We start from the raw sequence: 19,995 nt of genomic DNA on the forward strand, positions 1-19,995 counted from the left end.
AACGTTGTAGCGATTATCCGAGGGAGAACCTTTAAATACCGCAAACACAAGTTAACAATTGCCATGATAGACAGGCTTGAAAAGGAAGTTGACATGCTAGAGCGCCACTTGCAGGTGCTTCGCATGGTTATCGAGAACGAGCCTATCGGTATCGTGAAGATGTCCAACGAAACCGGCTACCCGCACCACAAGGTGCGGTACTCCCTGCGCGTTCTCGAAGAGGAGAACCTCATCGAGCCCTCCAGCCAGGGTGCGATCACGACCGAACAGACCGGTGAGTTCGTCGACGACCTCGACGAGAAGGTCGACGAGATCATCGACAAGCTCGAAGGTATGAAGATCGAAGACGCGGCCGAAATCGAAGGCTAAGCTTCTTTCTCAGAGTTCCGGGACCGCCAGGTGGAACTCCTGGTTTCTCGCTTCTAACAGACAGAGGTGAAAGCCCTTTTTCCGTGAGATGTTCACGAAGCTCTTTCGCTTATCGCGGTTGAACAGTCCACTGGAGGTCGCTTCTTCGGCGGTTTCGAGCGCGCCCGGCTCGAAGAAACTGCTCGTGACGAGAAACGCCGACGCAAGCGACCCGGAGGCGTTACCGACCCGCTCGGCGTTTCGGATGAGGTCCGACATCTGGCCCTCGGAGGCCGGTTCGCGCGAGTCGTTGATGTTTGCGACGACCAGCGGGTTCCCCATCCGGTCGCGGACGACCACATCGAACCGTTCCTGCGAGCGGTTCTCCTGCCCGTCTTCTGTGTAGGTCACTGTGACGTTGCCGTTCAGTTCGGCGCGGTCGATGGCCGGAAGCCCCTCATAGAGGTCCTTCATGGCCCCTGCATGGCCAGTATCTCGAATCTCATAGAGGAGGTTCCGGATGAGCCAGTTAACAAAGCGGTACTGGATGCTGTCTTCGAGGTACTCCTCGAAAGGCGTCCCGTTGACCGTTGCGCCCTCGGCCTCGAACTGCGTGTGATACTCCAGCCTGAGGTTCGCCTCGACCTCCTCGCGGCTCGCCTCGCCGTCCTTGGCCTCCTCAAGCGTCGCCTTGCCCTTCGAATCGTACCTGACGAAGAGGTTCGTCCCGTTTATCGCCTCGCCGGCGCTGAGCCGGGCACCACCTGCGGCGGCGTCGTTCTGCTCGTCGAGTTGTTCCTCCAGCCGGTCGATTTCGGCCCGTGCGTCGGCTAGCTCCGACTCCAGACGGTCGCGCTCGTCTCGAAGCTCTCGGTTCGTTGCCTCCAGATCGGTGAGTTCAGATTCGAGTTCCGACACCGTCTCGGCTTGCTGTTCGAGTTCGGATTCGAGCTCCGCGACACGCTCTCGCTCGCGTGGTGACGGCTCCTCGCTGGCAGGCGACTGTCGCTGGTCCCCTGCCGACGGCTGTGGCTGCGGTGCCTCGGCCTGCTGTGGGTCGTTTTCGGCTGGGCCGCGGCTGTCCTGTGCCGGTGCCGGTCCCTGAACGCTGGAGTCGGTCGACGGTTTCGAGTCGTCCTGTGCCGGCTGGTCACGTCGTGGTGCCGACGCCTGTTGCCCACCCGTCGGTGGCGTCTGCGTGGGTGACACGCTGGTGGCTGTGCTTTCCTGCGCACCGCCGGACTTGTTCGGGTCCAGCGACGGGACCGAGCGCGTCTCTAGATCCCCACTCGCCCCGCCAGAACCGGCTTCGGGCGTCGGAGTTGCCGTATCAGCCCCGGACCGGGACGGCTGTGACTCGGAGCGCTGGGTCGGTTTCGATTCCGCCGGCTCTTCGCGGCGGTCTGTCGAAGCCGCTTGGTCACTCTGTGTCGGGGCGCTCCGTGCGCTGGCGTGCTGGGGTTCCTGTGTCTGTGACGGCTCAGTTGCCGGTCGTTTTTGTTCGGTCTCCCCGGCAGTCTCACGCACTCCGGTCTCCCGTTCGGTGGCGTCGTGGTCGGGTTCTCTCCGTGTCGCGGTGTCAGTCTCCGTCGTCGCTCGCTCGGTTGCGCTGCTGTCTGGCCGGCTATCCGCTTTCGGCCTCTCGTCCGCATTCGGTTGCGCATCTGACCCGGACCGACCGCGGGACCGGCCCGGATTCGCACCGGCAGCTTTCGATCCGGGCGGGCCGCCGCTTGCGGGGCCGCGGTCCGGTGTCGACTCTGTCTCGGCCTGGGCCTGTCCAGCATCGTCGGTTCCATCGGCTACAGTATCTCCGGCCGAGTCTGTGGACGGCTCCACCGGGTCGTCGCTGCTGTGGTCGTGTTGCGTTGTTCCGCCCGGCTCTGCCCCGCCTGCCGGCGCGGCGTCCGCCGCACCGGCGTCGTCCGGTTCGTCGGCGACAGCCGCCTTATCATCAGCGTCAAGCGGGTCGACGCCGGCGGCCGCCGAGTCTGCTGACTGCTCGTCCGCCCTGTCGTCGGGCGGTTCTGGAATCTCAATCGGCTCGATATCGACTGGCATGACCTCGTAGATACCGACCTCATCGTTGGCTGTCTCGAAGGCCTCGTCATCGGTGAGCAGCTTATCCGAGTTACCGACCCACGCGACGCTCATCGAACGGCCCTGATGATACACGGTGTAGTAGTCGCCCGAGAGGACGTTTTCGGAGAGTTCGATAAAGCCAGTAAAGTTCCCGCTCGACAGTGTCTGGTCGACTTCTGCAAGCGCTGTATCTTCAGTGTAGTACTGTGCTTTCACCTCGTCGGCGCGTTCCTGCATCACTGCAAGCAGTGGCAGCGCCTCGTGCGGTGACCGTTTGGCTGTTCCCGACGCGTCCTCGAAATCCTCGATGTTGCCGTCGAGGACGCCGACGACGGTCCCGTTCAACATGAACAGGCGCGTCGGACCCGCGATGACCGCGCCGGAGAACTCCTGTCCGGCGAGGTCCTGCAGGCCCGCGAACCCGCCGTCGAACGGAACCGACTCCCAGCCGTCGACCCGTTCGACCGTGCGTGTACTCATTACTCCCACCAAGCCGGATGGTGAACAAATAGTTTGTGCCCACGGGCGCGGTCCGATGGACATATGACGAGTCGGCCTCAAGAACTGGTATGGTAGAGGAGCCGGGACTAAGCGACCAGTATCCGACCGCAAGTCCGTGGCCGCTGTTTGTCGCACTGGGATTAGCACTGTCAGAAATTGGCGTGTTTGTCGGACTCTTTCCAGTGGCTGTTTTCGGCCTGATACTGTTCGGCGGTAGTATCGCCGGTATCCTCACCGAGTCCGGGTACGTGGAGCGGCCGTGGCCGACCCTGCTCGGAGTCGGAGTCGTTCTTATCGTCCTCGCCGCTGCGTTTACCGTCTGGCAGGTCCCGGCCGCCGACATCGCGCTCTCGAACGTCGGGACCGGGCCGCTGTTCACTCGGCTGGTGGCCGTCGCCGTGGCGGGCGCGGTGATGATCGGGATGGGCGGCGTCGCTTCGGTTATGGAACAGACCGCAGCCTGAGACAGGCACCAGCGCGATTCGGAAACCAACACTCTATTTACTGGCCTGCCCTAACGAGAAGGCATGGCACTGTTCGGGTTCGAAAAAGATACCCTGCTCGACCTCACCGTGAACGTCATCCCGCTCGGGATTCTCTTCTTCTTCATCGTCGCGTTCGCCGCGTTCCCGGCGTTCGGAACCGACCCCGTCTTCTCCGGGATGCAGTTCGCACTGATTATCTCGATGTTCCTGTTGCTCGCCGTCCTGACCTACTACGCGGGGAAGGCCGTCGAGAACGCTGAGAAAGAGAACGGCGAACTGGGCCACGAAGACTGAGCGGAGGGCGTCGGACAGACTGCTTCGAAGACCGACCGCGCTTGCCACTGGGTGACCGTGTGCGGTGGCCGCTTGTTTTTGCGGTTTCAATGTGGGATGGAAGCCGTATTTTATGGTCGTTGCTGCAGGAATCGACCCTTTGATAATGTCCCAGTCCTGAAGGACGACTATGGTAGCAGGAGATATTGTGCTGACGGGGCTGATGGCCGTCCTCCTCGTCGGCGTCGCCGCGCTTCTCACCCGTGTCGAGAACTGGCGTTCGTATACGCCGCTCGCGGGTGGCGGGGCCGTCACTGGTGACGAGGCGACAGTCATCAACCGTGAGAAACCCGCAGGTATCATTCGCTGGCTAACAACTGTCGACCACAAGGATATCGGTCTCTTGTACGGGGTGTACGCGGTCATCGCTCTTGCTGTCGGTGGGATCATGGCGATGCTCATTCGCATCCAGCTCGTCACGCCCGCCGGAGCCATCCTTGGCAACAACGCCTACAACTCCATCCTGACGAGTCACGGCATTACGATGCTGTTCCTGTTCGGGACGCCCATCATCGCGGCGTTCGCGAATTACTTCATCCCGCTGCTCATCGGGGCTGACGACATGGCGTTCCCACGTATCAACGCCATCGCGTTCTGGCTCCTCCCGCCGGCGGCACTGCTGATCTGGGCGGGATTCTTCCTCGCGCCGGTGACCGACAACATGATCGAGCCGGCCCGCACGGCCTGGACGATGTACACGCCGCTATCGGTCGAGCAGGCGAACCCCGGCGTCGACCTGATGCTGCTGGGCCTGCACCTCTCGGGTGTTGCGGCGACGATGGGAGCGATCAACTTCATCGCGACCATCTTCACGGAGCGCAACGAGGAGGTCAACTGGGCGAACCTCGACATCTTCTCGTGGACGATCCTCACCCAGTCAGCGCTCATCCTGTTCGCCTTCCCGCTGCTGGGGAGCGCTATCGTGATGCTGCTACTCGACCGGAACCTTCAGACGACGTTCTTCGCCGTCGAAGGTGGCGGCCCGCTGCTGTGGCAGCACCTGTTCTGGTTCTTCGGCCACCCTGAGGTGTACATCCTTGTCCTGCCGCCGATGGGACTGGTCAGCCTCATCCTGCCGAAGTTCTCCGGCCGAAAGCTGTTCGGCTTCAAGTTCGTCGTCTACTCGACGCTCGCCATCGGGGTCCTCTCCTTCGGCGTCTGGGCCCACCACATGTTCTCGACGGGCATGGACCCGCGGCTCCGGGCGTCGTTCATGGCCGTCTCGCTTGCGATTGCGATACCGAGCGCTGTCAAGACGTTCAACTGGATCACGACGATGTGGAACGGCCGCCTACGTCTGACGACGCCGATGCTGTTCTGTATCGGCTTCGTCTCGAACTTCATCATCGGGGGCGTCACCGGCGTGTTCCTCGCCTCCATCCCCGTCGACCTGATCCTCCACGACACCTACTACGTCGTGGGTCACTTCCACTACATCGTGATGGGGGCCATCGGCTTCGCGGCCTTCGCCGGCATCTACTACTGGTTCCCGATATTCACCGGCCGGATGTACCAGCGCACCCTCGGCAAAGCGCACTTCTGGCTCTCGATGGTCGGGACCAACATCACGTTCTTCGCGATGCTCGCGCTGGGCTATCTGGGGATGCCCCGGCGCTACGCCACCTACCAGTTCGACGGCGCTATCGCGCCACTGACGCAGGTGTCGACGTTCCACCAAGCAGCGACGGTGGGCGCAGTCATCCTGTTTATCGGCCAGCTGTTCTTCGTCTGGAACATCGTCCAGTCCTGGCTCGAAGGCCCGAAGGTCGAGGACGGTGACCCGTGGAACCTCGAGCGCGACGGCATGCTGGACCGCGAGTTCCAGTGGTTCGACGAGCAGCTCGAAGCTGACAGTCCGGAAAAGGACCCATCGCTACTCGCCGACGGCGGGCAGGAAGAACAAGACGACTCGTAAGCGTCCCGCTGTTTTCGCTGCTTTTGTTTCATCCGTAGCCACGACCGAACTGACAGTGCCCGTTAGCTTGCGCCGGAAACGAGCACCATAGCCGTCACGAACATCATGAGTGCAATTCCGGTCAGGACGAGAAACAGTAGCTCCTTCTGTGACATAGGATAGCTACGGCGTGGAAGTGAAAAAGGCTAATCGTCTTCGCGCCGTTGATTCCACATGAGCGAAGTTGAGGCCAGGTCTGGACGACAGATCGTCCTTCGCCTGTACGTTGCTATCGTTGTTCTTGCCGGAGTGATGGGGTTCGTTCTCGGCAGCATCCGGCCGGAGGACCTCGAACCGGAACTGTTCGGTGTGATCGCACTGCCGCCGACGCCGTTTGGCGTCGCTATCTACGGATTCGTCACCATCGGTATCGTACTTGGCGTGTTGCTCGGTCTCGTCATATACGTCTCTGAGCGAATCGACGACGCGGCCGGGTCCTGAGAGGCGATGTGGCATCACACGCTGTGTATAGCGACTGTCCGGTCTCTTGTTGCCTGAGCCCTACATTCCGTTAGTTTAATTCAGCCCGGCTAAAAAGCGGATTCTAGTCGCATACGTGACACTAAGTCAGTGTCTCGTCGCCCTCCCCACAGATGCTCTCCGAGATTGCCTTCCGTCGGCGGCTGGTCCGCCGTATCGCTATCGACCGACGTGCGCTTGCAGCGTTCAGAGTGGTGCTCGGGCTGTGTCTCCTCACCGACATCGCGCTGCGGTTGTCGGACATCGGTGCGTTTTATACCGATAGTGGCGCGCTCCCACGCTCGACACTGACTGAACTGTATCCAGTTCTGGGGCCCATGTCGCCGCTCGCTGTCTGGGGGACCGTCTGGCTGCCGGTAGTAGTCTTCGGACTGACAGCACTCACAGCCCTCGCGCTGGTGGTCGGCTACCGACCCCGTCTGAGTGCGGGCGTCGCGTTCGTCCTGCTCGTATCGATACAGCTTCGGAACCCCATCGTCCTCAATGCCGGCGATACGCTGTTTCGGCGACTACTGTTCTGGAGCCTCCTGCTCCCGCTCGGCTGTGGCTGGGAAAACGGGTCGGCGGAGTCCGCCTCGACACGGGTCGCCACCGCCGGCACTGCAGGAATCCTCCTCCAAGTGCTTGCCGTGTACGTGACGAACGGCCTCATGAAGCTTCGTGGTACGTACTGGCACCAAGGGACTGCGGTGCAGTACGCGTTCCAGCTCGACCACCTCACTATCCGGCTTGGTGACGTGGTTGCGGGCTGGGACCCGGTGCTGGTCCTGGGGAACTGGCTCTGGCTTGCCTTGCTCGTGGGGTCCCCGTTGTTGCTTATCTGGACCGGAAGATATCGGACTGGACTGGTCGCGGCGTTCGTCACCGCCCACATCTGCATGGCACTCTCGTTTCTCCTGGGTGTGTTTCCGCTCGTTTCGATTCTCGGATTGGTACTATTTTTGCCGACGCCGTTCTGGGACCCGCTCGCAGACCGCTGGCCCGACGCAATCGAAGCGTTGCGCCCGCGGTGGCCGGATTCAACGACAGGTCCGCCACAGATCTGGTTCCCTACGACGACGCGCTCGGTAGCGACGCTCGGTATCGTCGCGATTGTGATTCTCAACGCCGTCGCGGTCGGCTTTGTCACCGCACCAACGGGCACGCCGGATAGAATCGAGGACCGGAGCTGGAACATGTTCGCGCCAGACCCGCCACAGGAAACGTGGTGGTACGCGGCCCCGGCAACTCTGGAGTCCGGGAACCGGGTCGACGCGCTGGCCGGGGAGCCGGTCAATCTCTCACGGCCACCGGAGGTGTCCGACCGGTTCCCGAACCAGCGCTGGAAGAAGTTCCTCGGGACAGCGCGTCACGAACCCAGCCTCCGACGGTCGCTCGCAACGTATCTGTGTTCGCGGTGGAACCGAAGCCACGGCGACGCGATGAAACGCGTGGAGTTGATTGTCCTGACCGAGTCGACCAACCTGAACGGGTCCGAATCTGTCGACCGGGAGGGACTCGGGTCGTATCAGTGTGCCTGATGCGGGTGATGAGGGGATTTTGTGCCTCGGAAACAATGGAGCGGACAGTCTAGCGGTCAGGCAATGCTTGCTGTCTCCTGATAGCTCCCGTACTCTGCCTCGAAGACGGCCATAATCTCGCCCATCGTCGCGTAGGCTTTCACCGCGTCGATGATGACTGGCATGACGTTCCCGCCGTCAGTGATTACCTGCTGCAGTTCGTCGAGCGCTGCTTCCACGGCCGCGTCGTCGCGGTCTGCCTTGACCGTCGCGAGCTTGTCCCGCTGGCGTTCCTGTACGTCCTCGTCGACGGTGAGAATCTCGGGTTCGGTGTCTTCCTCGACCGTGTACTTGTTGACGCCGACCATGACCTCGTCCTCGTTCTCGACGCGCTGCTGGTACTCGTAGGCGGCGTCCTGAATCTCACGCTGGAAGTAGCCGTCCTGAATCCCCTGAATAACGCCGTCGCGGACCGATCCGTCGCCGAGTTCGTCCCTGATGTGATTGATGTAGGCCATCGCCTTCTCTTCGACCTCGTCGGTCAGCGACTCGATGGCGAAACTGCCGCCCATCGGGTCGACGATGTCGGCGGCCCCCGACTCCTCCGCGATGATCTGTTGTGTCCGGAGGGCGACTCGAACGGCCTGCTCGGACGGGAGGGCCAGGGCCTCGTCGAAGCTGTTGGTGTGCAGGCTCTGAGTGCCGCCCAGTACACCTGCGAGGGCCTGAATCGTCACACGGACGATATTGTTCAGCGGTTGCTGAGCGGTCAGTGACTGACCGGCGGTCTGAGTGTGGAACTTCAGTTGCTTGCTGGCGTCGGCCTCTGCGCCGTACCAGTCGTCCATCACGCGGGCGTAGATGCGCCGGGCCGCGCGGAACTTCGCTATCTCCTCGAAGATGGAGTTGTGTGAGTTGAAGAAGAAGGAGAGTTGTGGGGCGAACTCGTCGACGTCCATACCCCGGCTCAGGCAGTCCTCGACGTAGGCGAAGCCGTCCGCGAGCGTGAACGCGAGTTCCTGTACCGCCGTCGAACCCGCCTCGCGGATGTGATATCCTGACACCGAGATGGGCTTGAACTTCGGGGTCTCCTGACTGGCGAACTCGATGGTGTCGGTAACGAGTTTCAGCGACGGCTCCGGTGGGATAACCCACTCTTTCTGAGCGATAAACTCTTTGAACATATCGTTCTGGAGCGTCCCACGGATCTCCTCACGCGGGACGCCCTGCTGGTCGGCCAGCGCGATGTACATCGCATAGATAACGGGAGCGCTAGGGTTGATCGTGAATGAGGTCGACACCTCACCGAGGTCGATGCCGTCGAACAGCCGCTCCATATCCGCCAGCGTGTCGACGGCGACGCCTTCCTTGCCCACCTCGCCATCGGCCATCACGTCGTCGGAGTCGATCCCCATCAGCGTCGGCATGTCAAAGGCCGTCGACAGCCCGGTCTGGCCCTCATCGATGAGGTAGTGAAAGCGCTCGTTGGTCTCGTCAGCGGTCCCGAAGCCCGCGAACTGTCGCATGGTCCACTGTCGGCCGCGGTACATCGTTGGATAGACGCCGCGTGTGAACGGCTCCTCACCGGGGAAGCCGATGTCGTCCTCATAATCGATGTCATCCACGTCGAGTGGCGTGTACAGCCGGTCTACATCGAGGTTTGAGACCGTTGCGAACTGCTCTTTGCGCTCGCCGTAGGCGTCCAGTACGGGGTCCAGTGTCTCGGCTTCCCACTCGTCTTTCCGCTCGCGGATGCGCTGGAGGTCCGACTCGTCGAACATACTCCGGTGTATGTCATGATTTAGTAAGAAGGTTCGGGGAAAGCGGGGTGCTAGCGTCAATCACATCGCTCCGGACTAGTCCTGGAGTCGCTCCGTCGTCTGCACGAGCGGGTGGTGGGCGTAGTCGACGACTTCAATATCGTCGATTGACTCCAAGTCGGAGTCCGCGGCCGTCTCGGCCATCCCAAGCTCGACCGTCTCATCGAGGACAATGACATAGGCGTCCATCTCATCGATGTCGAGCCGTGCGGCGGCTTTCACGCGGTGGTGGCCGTCCGCCAGCAAGAGGTCGCCGCCGTTGTCGATAACGACGAGCGGTTCCGCCAGTCCGCGCTCCAGTTCGTACACCCGTCCTTCGAGTTCGTCGGCGTACACTGTCGTCTGTGTCGGCGTCAGGTCGGCAAGCTCTACCTCACGGCGGCCTTCGTGTGTCGTGATGCCGTGGATGTTCTCGAGCGTCCGGCCAAGCTTGTCCACCTTGCCCGGTGTCGCCCGCTCGATCTGTGAGCGAATCACGTCAGCGTTCGAGATGATGCCGACGAGGTGGCCGGCGTCGTCGACAACTGGGAGTTTCTGGATCCCCGACCGCAGGATGACGCGCGCGGCGTCCTGGACGGCCATGTCCGGGTGCGCCACGAGGATATCGTCGGTCATCACGCGGAACATCGGCTCGTGGTCCTCCGCGAGCAGCAGGTCACGTGCGCTGACAAACCCCTCGACGCGGCGGCCGTCAGTCACCGGAAACCCGCTGAAGTGGTCGTTATCGGCGATTCGTCGGGCGACTTCCCCGACGGTATCGTCGAGCTCGACGGTGGCAACCTCGCGTGTCATGTAGTCTCCGACCGTCGGCCGATTCGAGTCCTCCATCGGCACAGAGTTCTCGACCGGCAATAAAAAAGGCTCGCCTACGACCGGTCGTTGTCATCTGGTTCGATGAGTGTCTCCGGGCTGTCCGCCCCCTGCTCTGACTCGTCGTCTGTCGGTTCAGCCGCGTCGGCTGCCTGTTCTGTCTCGTCATTGCCGCCTTCGTCACCGTTTTCCAGAAACATCACATCGGAGTTCCAGTCCGTTGTGCTCTCGTCGCCGGCCTCCCCAGATGCGTCTTCAGCCGTCGCGGGGGTATCTTCGCTGTCCTGTCTGAGCGCCGTCGACTCCGTGAACGCGGCCACGTCATAGTCGGCGCGGGCATAGACACGGCCGAGCAGCCGGTGGGACCGCGACTGGACGGCGTCGAGAAACCGGTCGGAGACAATCGATCGGACGATTTCCGCCAGCGACTCTTCGCGGTCGTCGACGGTAATCATCCCGAGGTCGATCTGTGCGCCCGCCATATCGGCGTGACCGCCTGCGGACCCGATCTGCCCGAAGGCGTCCCGGAGCGCCTCGCCGAGGTCGATATCCGCGCCGCGTGCCCGAGCGGACGCGTAAATCGTCCCGTCGACGACGCCGTACACCATTGTCGCATGGACGCCTTCCAGATCAAGTAGCCTGTCGGCCGCCTGTGCGAGCGCGTCACGGTCACTGATCTCGCCGACGCCGGTCAGGAGCACTGACCCCTCCTGTTCGCGGTTCGAAATCGCGCGGCCGATGACTGACAGCGTCTCCGGACTCACACTCGGGTCTTCGATACGCTGGAGCGTCGCCATGTCAGCGTTTGTCACGAGATGCGCGGCGGCCTCGAAGTCCGCGGCAGCGACTTCCCGACGAAAGTCCTTCGTGTCGACCTGAATGCCGAATAGCAGGCCCGTTGCGATAGGTGTCGGAATGTCGACGTTGAACCGCTGGAGATAGTCGACCAGCAGGGTGCTCGTCGCCCCGACGCCGCTGCGGAGGTCAACGAAGCGGGCTTCGACTGGGACACGCGGCGGGTGGTGATCGATGACGATGTCGATAGGTGTCTCCGGCGGGAGCTGGTCGTTGACACCGGCTCTGGAGTGATCGACGAGGGCGAAGCCGTCGAACGCTTCCAGCTCGTCCGGCGACTCAGCATCGAGGTTCCGGAGGTCGAATTCGAGGAGGTTAACGAACGCCCGGTTTTCCTGATGCGAAATCTCCCCGTAGTAACAGATTGTCACCTCGCAGTCGGCCCGTTCAGCAAGCGCGCCGAGGGCGACAGCGCTAGCAATCGCGTCAGGATCGGGATTGTCGTGCGTGACGACGGCGAGATGGTCGTCGATGTCCCGGAGCACCTGATGGAGCTGTCTGGCTCGTGTTCCTTCGTCGCCGACCGATTGGGTAACGTAGTCAGTGATGACTGTCTCCGGCGTGACCAGCCGGTCCGCCACGCTGTCGAGTCGGTCGCGCTGGTCGACCGTCGCGCCGTGCCCGGCGTAAGCGAGGAGGAACGCGTCGGGAAAGCGGTCACGCGCGGTCAGTGCCGCGTTGACGTTCTGTTCTGGCTCTTCGCTGGCGACGATGACGCTTTCGGGCTGGATGTCGAGACCGGTGAGAACAGACGGATCAGCCTGGTCGGCTTCGTGGACATCGATTCCATCCGCTCGAAGCGTTTCAGCACGGTGCTCGTCCTGTGTCACGACTGCCAGATCACCGCGGTCGCCGCTAATCGCGTCGAGAATGTCCGCGGCCGTTGGCCCGAGGCCGAGCACCAGCCGAGAAGGCATACCGTGCAGTCAGCGCTGGAGCGTCTAAAAACCCGTTACTTCAGCCGTTCCTGGAGAAACGACGGATGTGCGGCGGTAACGCCGTCGAGGGCGAGAATCTTGTCTTCGATGACATCCGCCAGCGAGTCGCCGTCCATCGCTCGGACCTCCGCCATCAGCATGTGGTCACCGCTTGACGTGTACAGTTCTTCCATCTCCGGAATCTCTTTGAGGTTCCGCGTAGCCTCAACGTAGCAATCGCTCGCGATATCGATGCCGACCAGGGCAATCGACTGGCCTGCTAGCTTCTTCGGGTCAACATCGGCGGAGTACCCGACGATGACGCCCTCCTCTTCGAGCTTCTGGATGTATTTCCGGACTGTCGGTTTCGATACGTCGGCTCGCTCCGCGATTTCTGCGTACGAGGCCTGTGCGTCCTCTTCGAGGACCGACAGGATTCGACGCTCCGTAGACTCGGCACTCATGGACTAATCTTTTCGGTGCATGAAAAAATATCTTCCGAACCGGAAACCGTCGTTCGAGATGGTATTCGCAGTCCGGCAGCGAGTCCTATTTGTGGTGTTCGAGGAGGTTGTCGTAGGTCCGCTCCCACTCCGCGTCCTCGTCGAAGTACCGCTCTGCGAGCGGTTCCTCGGGCATCTCGCCGATCTGGCGCTTCTCCTCGCCGTAGGATGGGCGACTGTCATCGACGTACATCCGTCCGGTCAGCACTTCACCCTCGTAGAGGCGTTCCTCGGTCTTTCGCATCATCTCCGCGGCTTCCGCGCGGTCCGAGACGTCGAAGTCGAACTCATCGGACTGCTGCACGTCCGTGTACGGGACGTAGTGTTTCGCGTCCTTGTTCCAGGTCGGACACTGGGTCAGGAAGTCGATGTGCGCGAAGCCGTCGTGTTCGATGGCCTCGGCGATGATTTCCTTGGCCTGGTTCGGGTTCACGGCGGCAGTCCGGGCGATGTAGGTCGCGCCGGCGTTGAGCTGCTGGGACAGGGGGCGAATCGGCGACTTCGCCGACCCGTGGGGCTGTGTCTTGGACTTGTGGCCCTTCGGCGATGTCGGCGATGTCTGGCCCTTGGTCAGCCCGAAGATCTCGTTGTTGAACACGATATAGGTCATATCGTGGTTTTCACGGGCCGTGTGGATGGTGTGGTTCCCGCCGATACCGTAGCCGTCGCCGTCCCCGCCGGCCGCGATGACTTCGAGGTTGGGGTTGGCGAGCTTCGCGGCCCGGGCGACGGGCAGCGAGCGGCCGTGGATGGTGTGGAACCCGTAGCTGTTGAAGTAGCTGTTGAGCTTGCCCGAACAGCCGATGCCGGTAAACAGCGCGACCTCGTCGGGATTCTTGCCGACTTCCGGCATGGCCTGCTTGAGCGCCTTGAGGACGCCGAAGTCGCCACAGCCCGGACACCAGGTCGCCTGCGGTTCGATGCCGGGTGTAAACTCGTCGCGCTCGATTTCGCGTTCTTCGTTGATTGCTGAGAATGCACTCATAGGTTAGTCACCTGCCGCGGGTAGGTACTTCATGTTGCTCGCGGCGAGTTCCTCGCCGTCGATGCTGGACTCGAACCCGTCGACGATTTCGGCGGGCTCGAAGGGGTTGCCGTTGTACTTGAGCAAGCTCGACATCTTGTCGCCGTACTTGCCGAGTTCCTTCTGGGTCAGGCCGCGGAACTGGGCCGTGGCGTTCATCTCGACGACGAGCGCCTCGTCGACCGATTCGAGCCACTCGGAGACTTCCTCCTTCGGGTACGGAGCCATATCCGAGACGCCGAGCGCCTTCACGGAGTGGCCGTTCTCGTTGAGCCGGTCGACAGCCTCGAAGACGGTCCCCTGCTGGCTGCCCCACACGAGGATGCCGTAGTCGGCCTCGTCGGGTCCGTGGTAGGTCTGGTGGGACGTGTTTTCGTCCAGATCAGCACGGATGTCGTCGAGCTTGTTGAGCCGACGGTTCATCTGGGCAACGCGGTTCTCGGGGTCCTCGCTGATGTGGCCCGACGGGTTGTGCTCGTTGCCTGTCGCGAGGAAGCGGCCGTCTTTCTGGCCCGGCACGGAGCGCGGGCTGACGTTCGAACCGTCTTCGGGTTCGTGGAGGAACCGCTGGAACTTCCCGGAAGAGTGGTGTGCGGCGTCCTGAATCTCCTCCTCGGTGAGGACGGACCCGGGGTCGGCGTTCGGCTCCTCGTCGAAGTGGCTGGCAGGGAGATTCCGGAGTTCGCCCTGTATCTTCTGGTCGTAGATGACGATAGCCGGAATCTGGTACTCGTAGGCGATGCGGAACGCCGAGCGGGTCTGCGTATAGCACTCGCGGATGTTCGCCGGCGCGAACACGACGCGGGCGGAGTCGCCCTGTGAGGTGTACAGGACGTGTTCGAGGTCCGCCTGCTCGGGCTTGGTCGGCATCCCCGTCGAGGGGCCGGCCCGCATCGCTTCGACGAGCACGATGGGCGTCTCGGTCATCTCCGCCAGTCCGAGGGGCTCGGACATCAGCGCGAAGCCGCCGCCGGAGGACCCGGACATGGCCTTCACGCCGGCGTGGGACGCACCGAGGGCGAGCGCGGCGGCCGCGATTTCGTCCTCGACCTGCTCGGAGATGCCGCCGAACTCGGGCAGGTGTTGGGACATGATGGTGAACACGTCGGTCCACGGCGTCATGGGGTACCCCGAGATGAAGCGACAGCCCTCGTCGATTGCGCCGTAGGAGATGGCGTTCGACCCCGAGAGGATGACCTGCTCCTCGTCGTGGGAGCCCTCGGGGACCTCGATGTCGTGGTCGACGTCGAGTTCGCTCGCGGCTTCGTAGGCGTCGTGCAGGACGTTGAGGTTCGCTTCCTGCATGTCGCCGCTCATGTTCTGTTTGATGAGCTTCTCGAACTCGTCGGTGCTGATGTCGAGGATGGCCGCGGTCGCGCCGATACCGGCCGTGTTCCGCATGATCTCGCGGCCGTGTTCCTTGGCGATACCGCGCAGGTCCATCGGGACGACGTGCCAGTTGTTCTCCTCGGCGGCCTCTTCGAGACCGATCTCGTCGACGTCCTCGTCGTCGAGCAGTCCCTCGTCGTAGAGGAGCACGCCCCCTTCTCGGAGGTCGTCGAAGTTCTCGTACAGCGGTTTCAGCTCCTCTTTGCCGTAGTAGGCCTCTTCCTGTGGGTTACGAGCGAAGGAGTCACCCAGTGCAAGCAGGAAGTTGTAGCCGTCCCCGCGGGACTGTACCGGTTCGTCTTTCGCACGTACTTCCACGTACGTGTGGCCGCCGCGGATACGCGACGGGTAATGACGATGTGTGAACACGTTCAGCCCCGACCACATCAAGGCCTTCGCGAAGTTCTGGCTTGTCGAGTCGATTCCGTCACCGGAACCACCGGCGATTCGCCAGATTAGTTCGTTGTCTGTCATTGTGAAATCCTCGGCCCCAGCTCTGGTGCCGTACCATTCCGTTGGGGGGCCATGACTAAAGATTTTCCACTACATCACCACTCATTAATCGTTATCTTTCGCCACAGGACCTCAGATTGCCGTTTTCGAAATGCGGATTCGTCGGTGTTTTTGCGTATCCTTTCACCCATTTTATACATCTCTGTGACACTTTTTGCCTGTGATTACCGATGCGCGTTCCTCCTCCCGCAACGACTAACACAGTGAATACCGTTGTACAGTCGAGGATGTCGTTAACGGAACTCATCGCCGGCGTCGAAGACCACCAGAAGACGCTGACTATCTTCAACGCCGGGCCGACAGCGGCCGAAGACCTGCGCGAGCGCTTCGCAGACCGCAACGTTCAGGTTCAGACCGAGCAGACTGAGAGCGGGCGACCGGGCGAGTTTATTACCCTCAGCGAAGACGAGGAGGTCATCGCAGCTGCGAGTCTCACTTCGTTCACCGACTCGCTCGAACAAGGCCGTCAGTACATCACGCGGGACAACAGTCCGTACGCGTCGATTCTCGACCACCTCGACGAGACGATGTTCACCTCGTGGTCTATCCAGCGGATGACTGCCGCGTCCCGCGAAATTGAGGACCGCGCGTGGCGGGTGGGACAGGGGACTCTCCACGCCGGCTTCCAGACGCTCTCGACCCTGCAGGGCGAACTCGACCTCTACGAGCGGCTGGGCGAGACCGACGTGGACGTTCATGCCTATGCCGTCCCTGACGTTGACCCGCCCGAGTACAGCACGTTCACGCTGCATCTGGAGCGGTCCGACGAAATCGCCGACTCGTGGTTCGTCGTGTTCGACGGCGGCGGTGACCCGACCCAGAAGTGCGCCCTGCTGGCCGAGGAGCGCGAACCACGCGAGTTCTACGGCTTCTGGACGTACGACGAGTCGACAGTCGACTGGATTATCGATTATCTGGAGGAAACGTACGGTTACCTCGAACAGTGACGGCTCCCCCCGACCTGGCCACCGCGGTCCGCACGACGGCCGACCCGTCGGCAGCCTTGCGGTAACATGTCACCTGACGACACACGCGAGTTCCGTATCGAGGAGACCGGTGAACGCGTCAACGGTCTCGAACTGGAGTTACACTTGTTTTTCGGCGTGTGGGCAGTCGTCGAGCGCCACGATGACCGGTGGGTCGTAGCGACTGAAGGCGGCGAACGCCGAACTCTCGTCGCTGTCTCGGACTGACTTGACGCGAACCGTGTCTCAGTCCATCGTCCCGGATGCGTCCTCAAACACCGCGAGATCGTGGCCGAGCAGCACTTCGGCCCCTGTGGCACGCTGGCGGTCGCGGCACCGTTCGAGGCTCTCCTTCCACGCGCCGTTGTTCCACAGGAGGCTCGTCGCCATGGGCTGGCCGGCGTAGTTGGCCTCGACGTACGCTTCGTCGCCGACGACCAGCAGCGGCTGTTCCGGCCGGTCGATGAACGCGCCCATGAGTCCCGGCGTGTGTCCGGGGAGGTGCAGCAGTTCGACACCGTCGGTGAGATGATGGCTGTCGCCGTGGACGACCTCCCAGTTCAACTCGCGGTCGAAGTCGCTGGCGAGGTAGGCGATAGAACCCTCGTCGGTGTTAGCACTGTAGTACGCGAATGGGAGTTCGTCACGGTGGACGTAGATCGGCACGTCTGTTCCCGCGAAGTTGTGCAGGCCGCCGGCGTGGTCCAGGTGCAGGTGGCTCATCACGACGGCGTCGATGCCGTCGACGCTGTAGCCTGCATCTTCTAGGTCGGCTGGCAGAGTGTGCTCGGCGGCATCGACGTGCGCGAACGCCTCATACAGCGGTGTCGGCCAGTACCCGGCTCCAGCCTCCGGGTGCGAGCCGGTGTCCCAGAGGACGGTCAACTCGGGCGTTTCGATGACAAGGTTCCACACGACGTACGTTTCGTACTCGTGTTCCGGGTCGCGGTTCGAGGCCGTCGCAACGCTGTGTCCATCGACGACAAAGTTTCGGTCAGCCTGTACGCGGCCCCGGTCGACGAACGTTACTGTGAGATCGTCCATACGGCGTCTACGGGCTGTCACAAAGTAAAGACGATGCCGCGTGTCGTGGGTAGGATCGGTTCTGTCTGCGGTTCACTGTGGAATGTAACTGTATGCCAGACAGACGCCGGGGCGTTTTTATACCAAATCTCGCTCACAGATTGGGACCCACACACACCACCGTGCAAGTGTTCTTGGCATTTGCAGGGGTGGGGGTGGGGAGGGGTGGAGCCCCTTTTTTCTTATTTAAGCGGACGCAAGATTGCTCTGGTCTGTTGAGATTATGTGATCTGGCCAGTAGCTCAATGCGGTGATTTAGGTGCGATGAGAGGCTTATTGGTGGGAAATCTGTAGAACACGCTATTCAACATGTACCGGTATAAATTGCATGTACAACAAGATATAAGAATTATATTCTAGTTCTATATCTACTCTGAATCGAAGAAGCAAGAATCGCAGGACTCAAGTGTGTTAGCTCAGCTCTCGACGTAGCGGACCGTTCGTGCCTGTTTTCGAGATGGAGTGGAGAAACACTTGCAGGGTGGTGTGTGACTGTTCGACGTAGGAACACTTGAAACACTTGAACGGTGGTCACTGGTTTTATATAGAGTCACTCGAAAGGTGGCATACATGGTCGACGTGAACGAGAACCCGTTCGATGGGACTGATGCAATCTTCGAACGAAAGCAACCGCTGAAAAAAGACACGTTCACGCCGGATACGATATTTCACCGCGACGAGGAGATCGAGTTCTACATCAACGCGCTTCAGGATGTCATTGTCGGCCACGACCCCAACAACGTCTTCGTCTACGGCCCAACAGGAGTCGGAAAGACGGCGGTTACGAAGTGGGTACGGGACAAACTCGAGGAGAAGGCCGAGGCCGAGGACATCCCGCTCACCGTTGTCGGGCCGATAAACTGCCGGAACTACCGGTCAGCGTATGCACTGGTGAACACGCTCGTCAACGAGTTCCGGGATCCTGAGAACCAACTCCCGGAGAGCGGTTACAGCACTGACAGCGTCTTCGAATTTCTCTACGAAGAGATTGAAGCTGTTGGTGGGAACGTCCTCATCATTCTGGACGAGATTGACAACATCCCAGCGGACGCGCGGAACGATTTCCTCTACGAACTGCCACGGGCTGAAGCGAACGAGAACACGCCGATCACCGATGCGAAGGTCGGACTCATCGGTATCTCGAACGACCTCAAGTTCGTCGACGTGCTGGAACCCAAGGTAAAATCGACGCTGGGCGAGCGAGAGATCAAGTTTGGCCCGTACGACGCGACCGAACTTCGCGACATTCTGGGCTACTACGCCAACATCGCGTTCCGGGAAGACGTACTCGGCGAAGATGTCGTCCCGCTTGCGGCGGCCTTCTCGGCACAGGAACGGGGCGACGTTCGACAGGGGCTTCGAATTCTGGAAAAAGCCGGGGAGTACGCGCGGATGGAAGGCGCAGACGGTGTGACGGAAGCCCATACACGGCGGGCGACAGACACCATCGAGACTGACGAACTGCTGGATTACTTCGAGCACGACCTGAGTTCACAGCAGGCGCTAACGTATCTCGCGACGACGCTTGCACTTATCGAACCAAAACACGAAGCGTCGACGAAACGGATCTACAACCTCTACTCCTCTATCGCGGAGTCAAGCGGCCGCCGTGTGAAGTCTGAGCGGAAAATCTACGAGTTCCTTGACCAGCTTTCGATGCAGGGGCTGGTCCGCTCAGCCGAGCGCAACCTTGGTCGCAAGGGCGGGCGCAAGTACATCTACGAAGTCACCGACGACCCGACCGATATCATCAACGCCGCCCTCCAGTCATCCTACAGTGATGCCGTACCGAGTAACGTCAACGGAATTCTCGAACACTATCTGGAAGACGAGGCGACTGAATTCGAGGCACCGGACACCACTGACGATGAGCAACAGAACCTCTGGCAGTTCACGTAGCCCACGTTTTTGCACACCCCTTCCGGCTCACGCGGCAGAACACTTGCACGGTGGTGTGTGTGTGTGTTCAGCGGCAGTCTCCATATCGTGACGACAAGAACAGTTGCACGGTGGTGTGTGTACCCACAATCAATAATAAGCTGGATGCGACTATGCAGGCATCTGGTCCCCGTTGCGGTGTGTAGAACACTTGCAGACCGGTGTGTCCTCTTTCGCTACCACAGCCCCACGGTATTCCGTTTCGAAAACACTTGCAGGGTGGTGTGAACCCTCGATCCGACGGCAAAACCGCCCAAAACGGTCTTTTTGAAACACTTGCAGGGTGGTGTTCCGATACAGTCTTCTCGCTTAGTACGTGAAACACTTGCACGGTGGTGTGAGGGGACGCGTTGAGACTCCGAACAACGCAATAAAACACTTGCAGCGTGGTGTCTTCGGGAATTTCAGATGTCTGTACACCGCCGTGTGAACACTTGCAGGGTGGTGTGTGAACGCGTGTTCACTGTTCTAGTCCGGTTGCAACCGAACTAAAAAC

General features: G+C 61.2%; 17 protein-coding genes. 9 read left to right on the forward strand and 8 right to left on the reverse strand.

Translation table 11 applies throughout. From position 1 onward, the window contains the following. Positions 1-63: 63 nt before the first annotated feature. A complete protein-coding gene (locus DVK01_RS20060) occupies positions 64-369 on the forward strand; it encodes a hypothetical protein (RefSeq protein ID WP_004516266.1) in 306 nt (101 codons plus the stop codon). Between the two features lie 9 nt (positions 370-378). Here the strand turns inward: DVK01_RS20060 and DVK01_RS20065 are convergent, their stop codons facing one another. Beyond that, positions 379-2,910, reverse strand: coding sequence for a hypothetical protein (locus DVK01_RS20065; protein WP_121538557.1), 2,532 nt, complete (start codon positions 2,908-2,910; stop codon positions 379-381). An 89-nt stretch (positions 2,911-2,999) separates the two neighbouring features. Between DVK01_RS20065 and DVK01_RS20070 the strand changes: the two genes are divergently transcribed. The 5 genes from DVK01_RS20070 (at position 3,000) to DVK01_RS20090 (ending at position 7,703) form a co-directional block, all read left to right on the forward strand. Then, positions 3,000-3,395: a hypothetical protein gene (locus DVK01_RS20070; RefSeq protein WP_101350345.1), complete on the forward strand. Its 396-nt coding sequence runs from the start codon at positions 3,000-3,002 to the stop codon at positions 3,393-3,395. A 63-nt stretch (positions 3,396-3,458) separates the two neighbouring features. After that, complete coding sequence (locus DVK01_RS20075; RefSeq protein ID WP_053969440.1) at positions 3,459-3,710, forward strand: DUF6684 family protein; 252 nt, start codon at positions 3,459-3,461, stop codon at positions 3,708-3,710. A gap of 169 nt (positions 3,711-3,879) precedes the next feature. Further along, a complete protein-coding gene (gene ctaD / locus DVK01_RS20080) occupies positions 3,880-5,664 on the forward strand; it encodes a cytochrome c oxidase subunit I (RefSeq protein WP_121538559.1) in 1,785 nt (594 codons plus the stop codon). A gap of 213 nt (positions 5,665-5,877) precedes the next feature. After that, a complete protein-coding gene (locus DVK01_RS20085; protein ID WP_004516272.1) occupies positions 5,878-6,144 on the forward strand; it encodes a hypothetical protein in 267 nt (88 codons plus the stop codon). A gap of 152 nt (positions 6,145-6,296) precedes the next feature. After that, entirely contained in the window at positions 6,297-7,703 is a 1,407-nt protein-coding gene (locus DVK01_RS20090; RefSeq protein ID WP_232794460.1) for an HTTM domain-containing protein, read from the forward strand. A 56-nt stretch (positions 7,704-7,759) separates the two neighbouring features. Here the strand turns inward: DVK01_RS20090 and DVK01_RS20095 are convergent, their stop codons facing one another. The 6 genes from DVK01_RS20095 to DVK01_RS20120 all read right to left on the reverse strand — a co-directional run bounded on the left by DVK01_RS20095 (position 7,760) and on the right by DVK01_RS20120 (position 15,474). After that, positions 7,760-9,463 (reverse strand): methylmalonyl-CoA mutase family protein, encoded by a 1,704-nt coding sequence (locus DVK01_RS20095; RefSeq protein WP_101350343.1) that lies wholly within the window; start codon positions 9,461-9,463, stop codon positions 7,760-7,762. Between the two features lie 75 nt (positions 9,464-9,538). After that, positions 9,539-10,330: a CBS domain-containing protein gene (locus DVK01_RS20100; RefSeq protein WP_101350342.1), complete on the reverse strand. Its 792-nt coding sequence runs from the start codon at positions 10,328-10,330 to the stop codon at positions 9,539-9,541. Between the two features lie 38 nt (positions 10,331-10,368). Then, positions 10,369-12,084 carry a DHH family phosphoesterase gene (locus DVK01_RS20105; RefSeq protein WP_121538561.1) on the reverse strand — a complete coding sequence of 572 codons (1,716 nt, stop codon included), beginning with the start codon at positions 12,082-12,084 and terminating at the stop codon, positions 10,369-10,371. Positions 12,085-12,119: 35 nt separating this feature from the next. Beyond that, entirely contained in the window at positions 12,120-12,548 is a 429-nt protein-coding gene (lrpA1, locus tag DVK01_RS20110) for an HTH-type transcriptional regulator LrpA1 (RefSeq protein WP_004591923.1), read from the reverse strand. An 85-nt stretch (positions 12,549-12,633) separates the two neighbouring features. Next, on the reverse strand, positions 12,634-13,572 hold the full coding sequence (locus tag DVK01_RS20115) for a thiamine pyrophosphate-dependent enzyme (RefSeq protein ID WP_101350340.1): 939 nt from the start codon (positions 13,570-13,572) through the stop codon (positions 12,634-12,636). Between the two features lie 3 nt (positions 13,573-13,575). Further along, entirely contained in the window at positions 13,576-15,474 is a 1,899-nt protein-coding gene (locus DVK01_RS20120; RefSeq protein ID WP_101350339.1) for a 2-oxoacid:acceptor oxidoreductase subunit alpha, read from the reverse strand. Between the two features lie 266 nt (positions 15,475-15,740). Between DVK01_RS20120 and DVK01_RS20125 the strand changes: the two genes are divergently transcribed. Together DVK01_RS20125 and DVK01_RS20130 are read left to right on the forward strand one after the other, a co-directional pair. Then, positions 15,741-16,460, forward strand: a complete 720-nt coding sequence (locus DVK01_RS20125) for a DICT sensory domain-containing protein (protein ID WP_053969434.1) — start codon at positions 15,741-15,743, stop codon at positions 16,458-16,460. A gap of 66 nt (positions 16,461-16,526) precedes the next feature. Continuing rightward, entirely contained in the window at positions 16,527-16,706 is a 180-nt protein-coding gene (locus DVK01_RS20130; RefSeq protein ID WP_121538563.1) for a hypothetical protein, read from the forward strand. A gap of 18 nt (positions 16,707-16,724) precedes the next feature. On the opposite strand, the gene DVK01_RS20135 is transcribed toward DVK01_RS20130, so the two are convergent. Then, positions 16,725-17,522 carry an N-acyl homoserine lactonase family protein gene (locus tag DVK01_RS20135; protein ID WP_101350337.1) on the reverse strand — a complete coding sequence of 266 codons (798 nt, stop codon included), beginning with the start codon at positions 17,520-17,522 and terminating at the stop codon, positions 16,725-16,727. A gap of 609 nt (positions 17,523-18,131) precedes the next feature. On the opposite strand from DVK01_RS20135, the gene DVK01_RS20140 reads away from it, so the two are divergent. Next, entirely contained in the window at positions 18,132-19,460 is a 1,329-nt protein-coding gene (locus DVK01_RS20140) for a Cdc6/Cdc18 family protein (RefSeq protein ID WP_101350336.1), read from the forward strand. Positions 19,461-19,995: the final 535 nt, after the last annotated feature.

The organism is Haloarcula sp. Atlit-120R (assembly GCF_003665885.1).
Taxonomy (GTDB): Archaea; Halobacteriota; Halobacteria; order Halobacteriales; family Haloarculaceae; genus Haloarcula; species Haloarcula taiwanensis.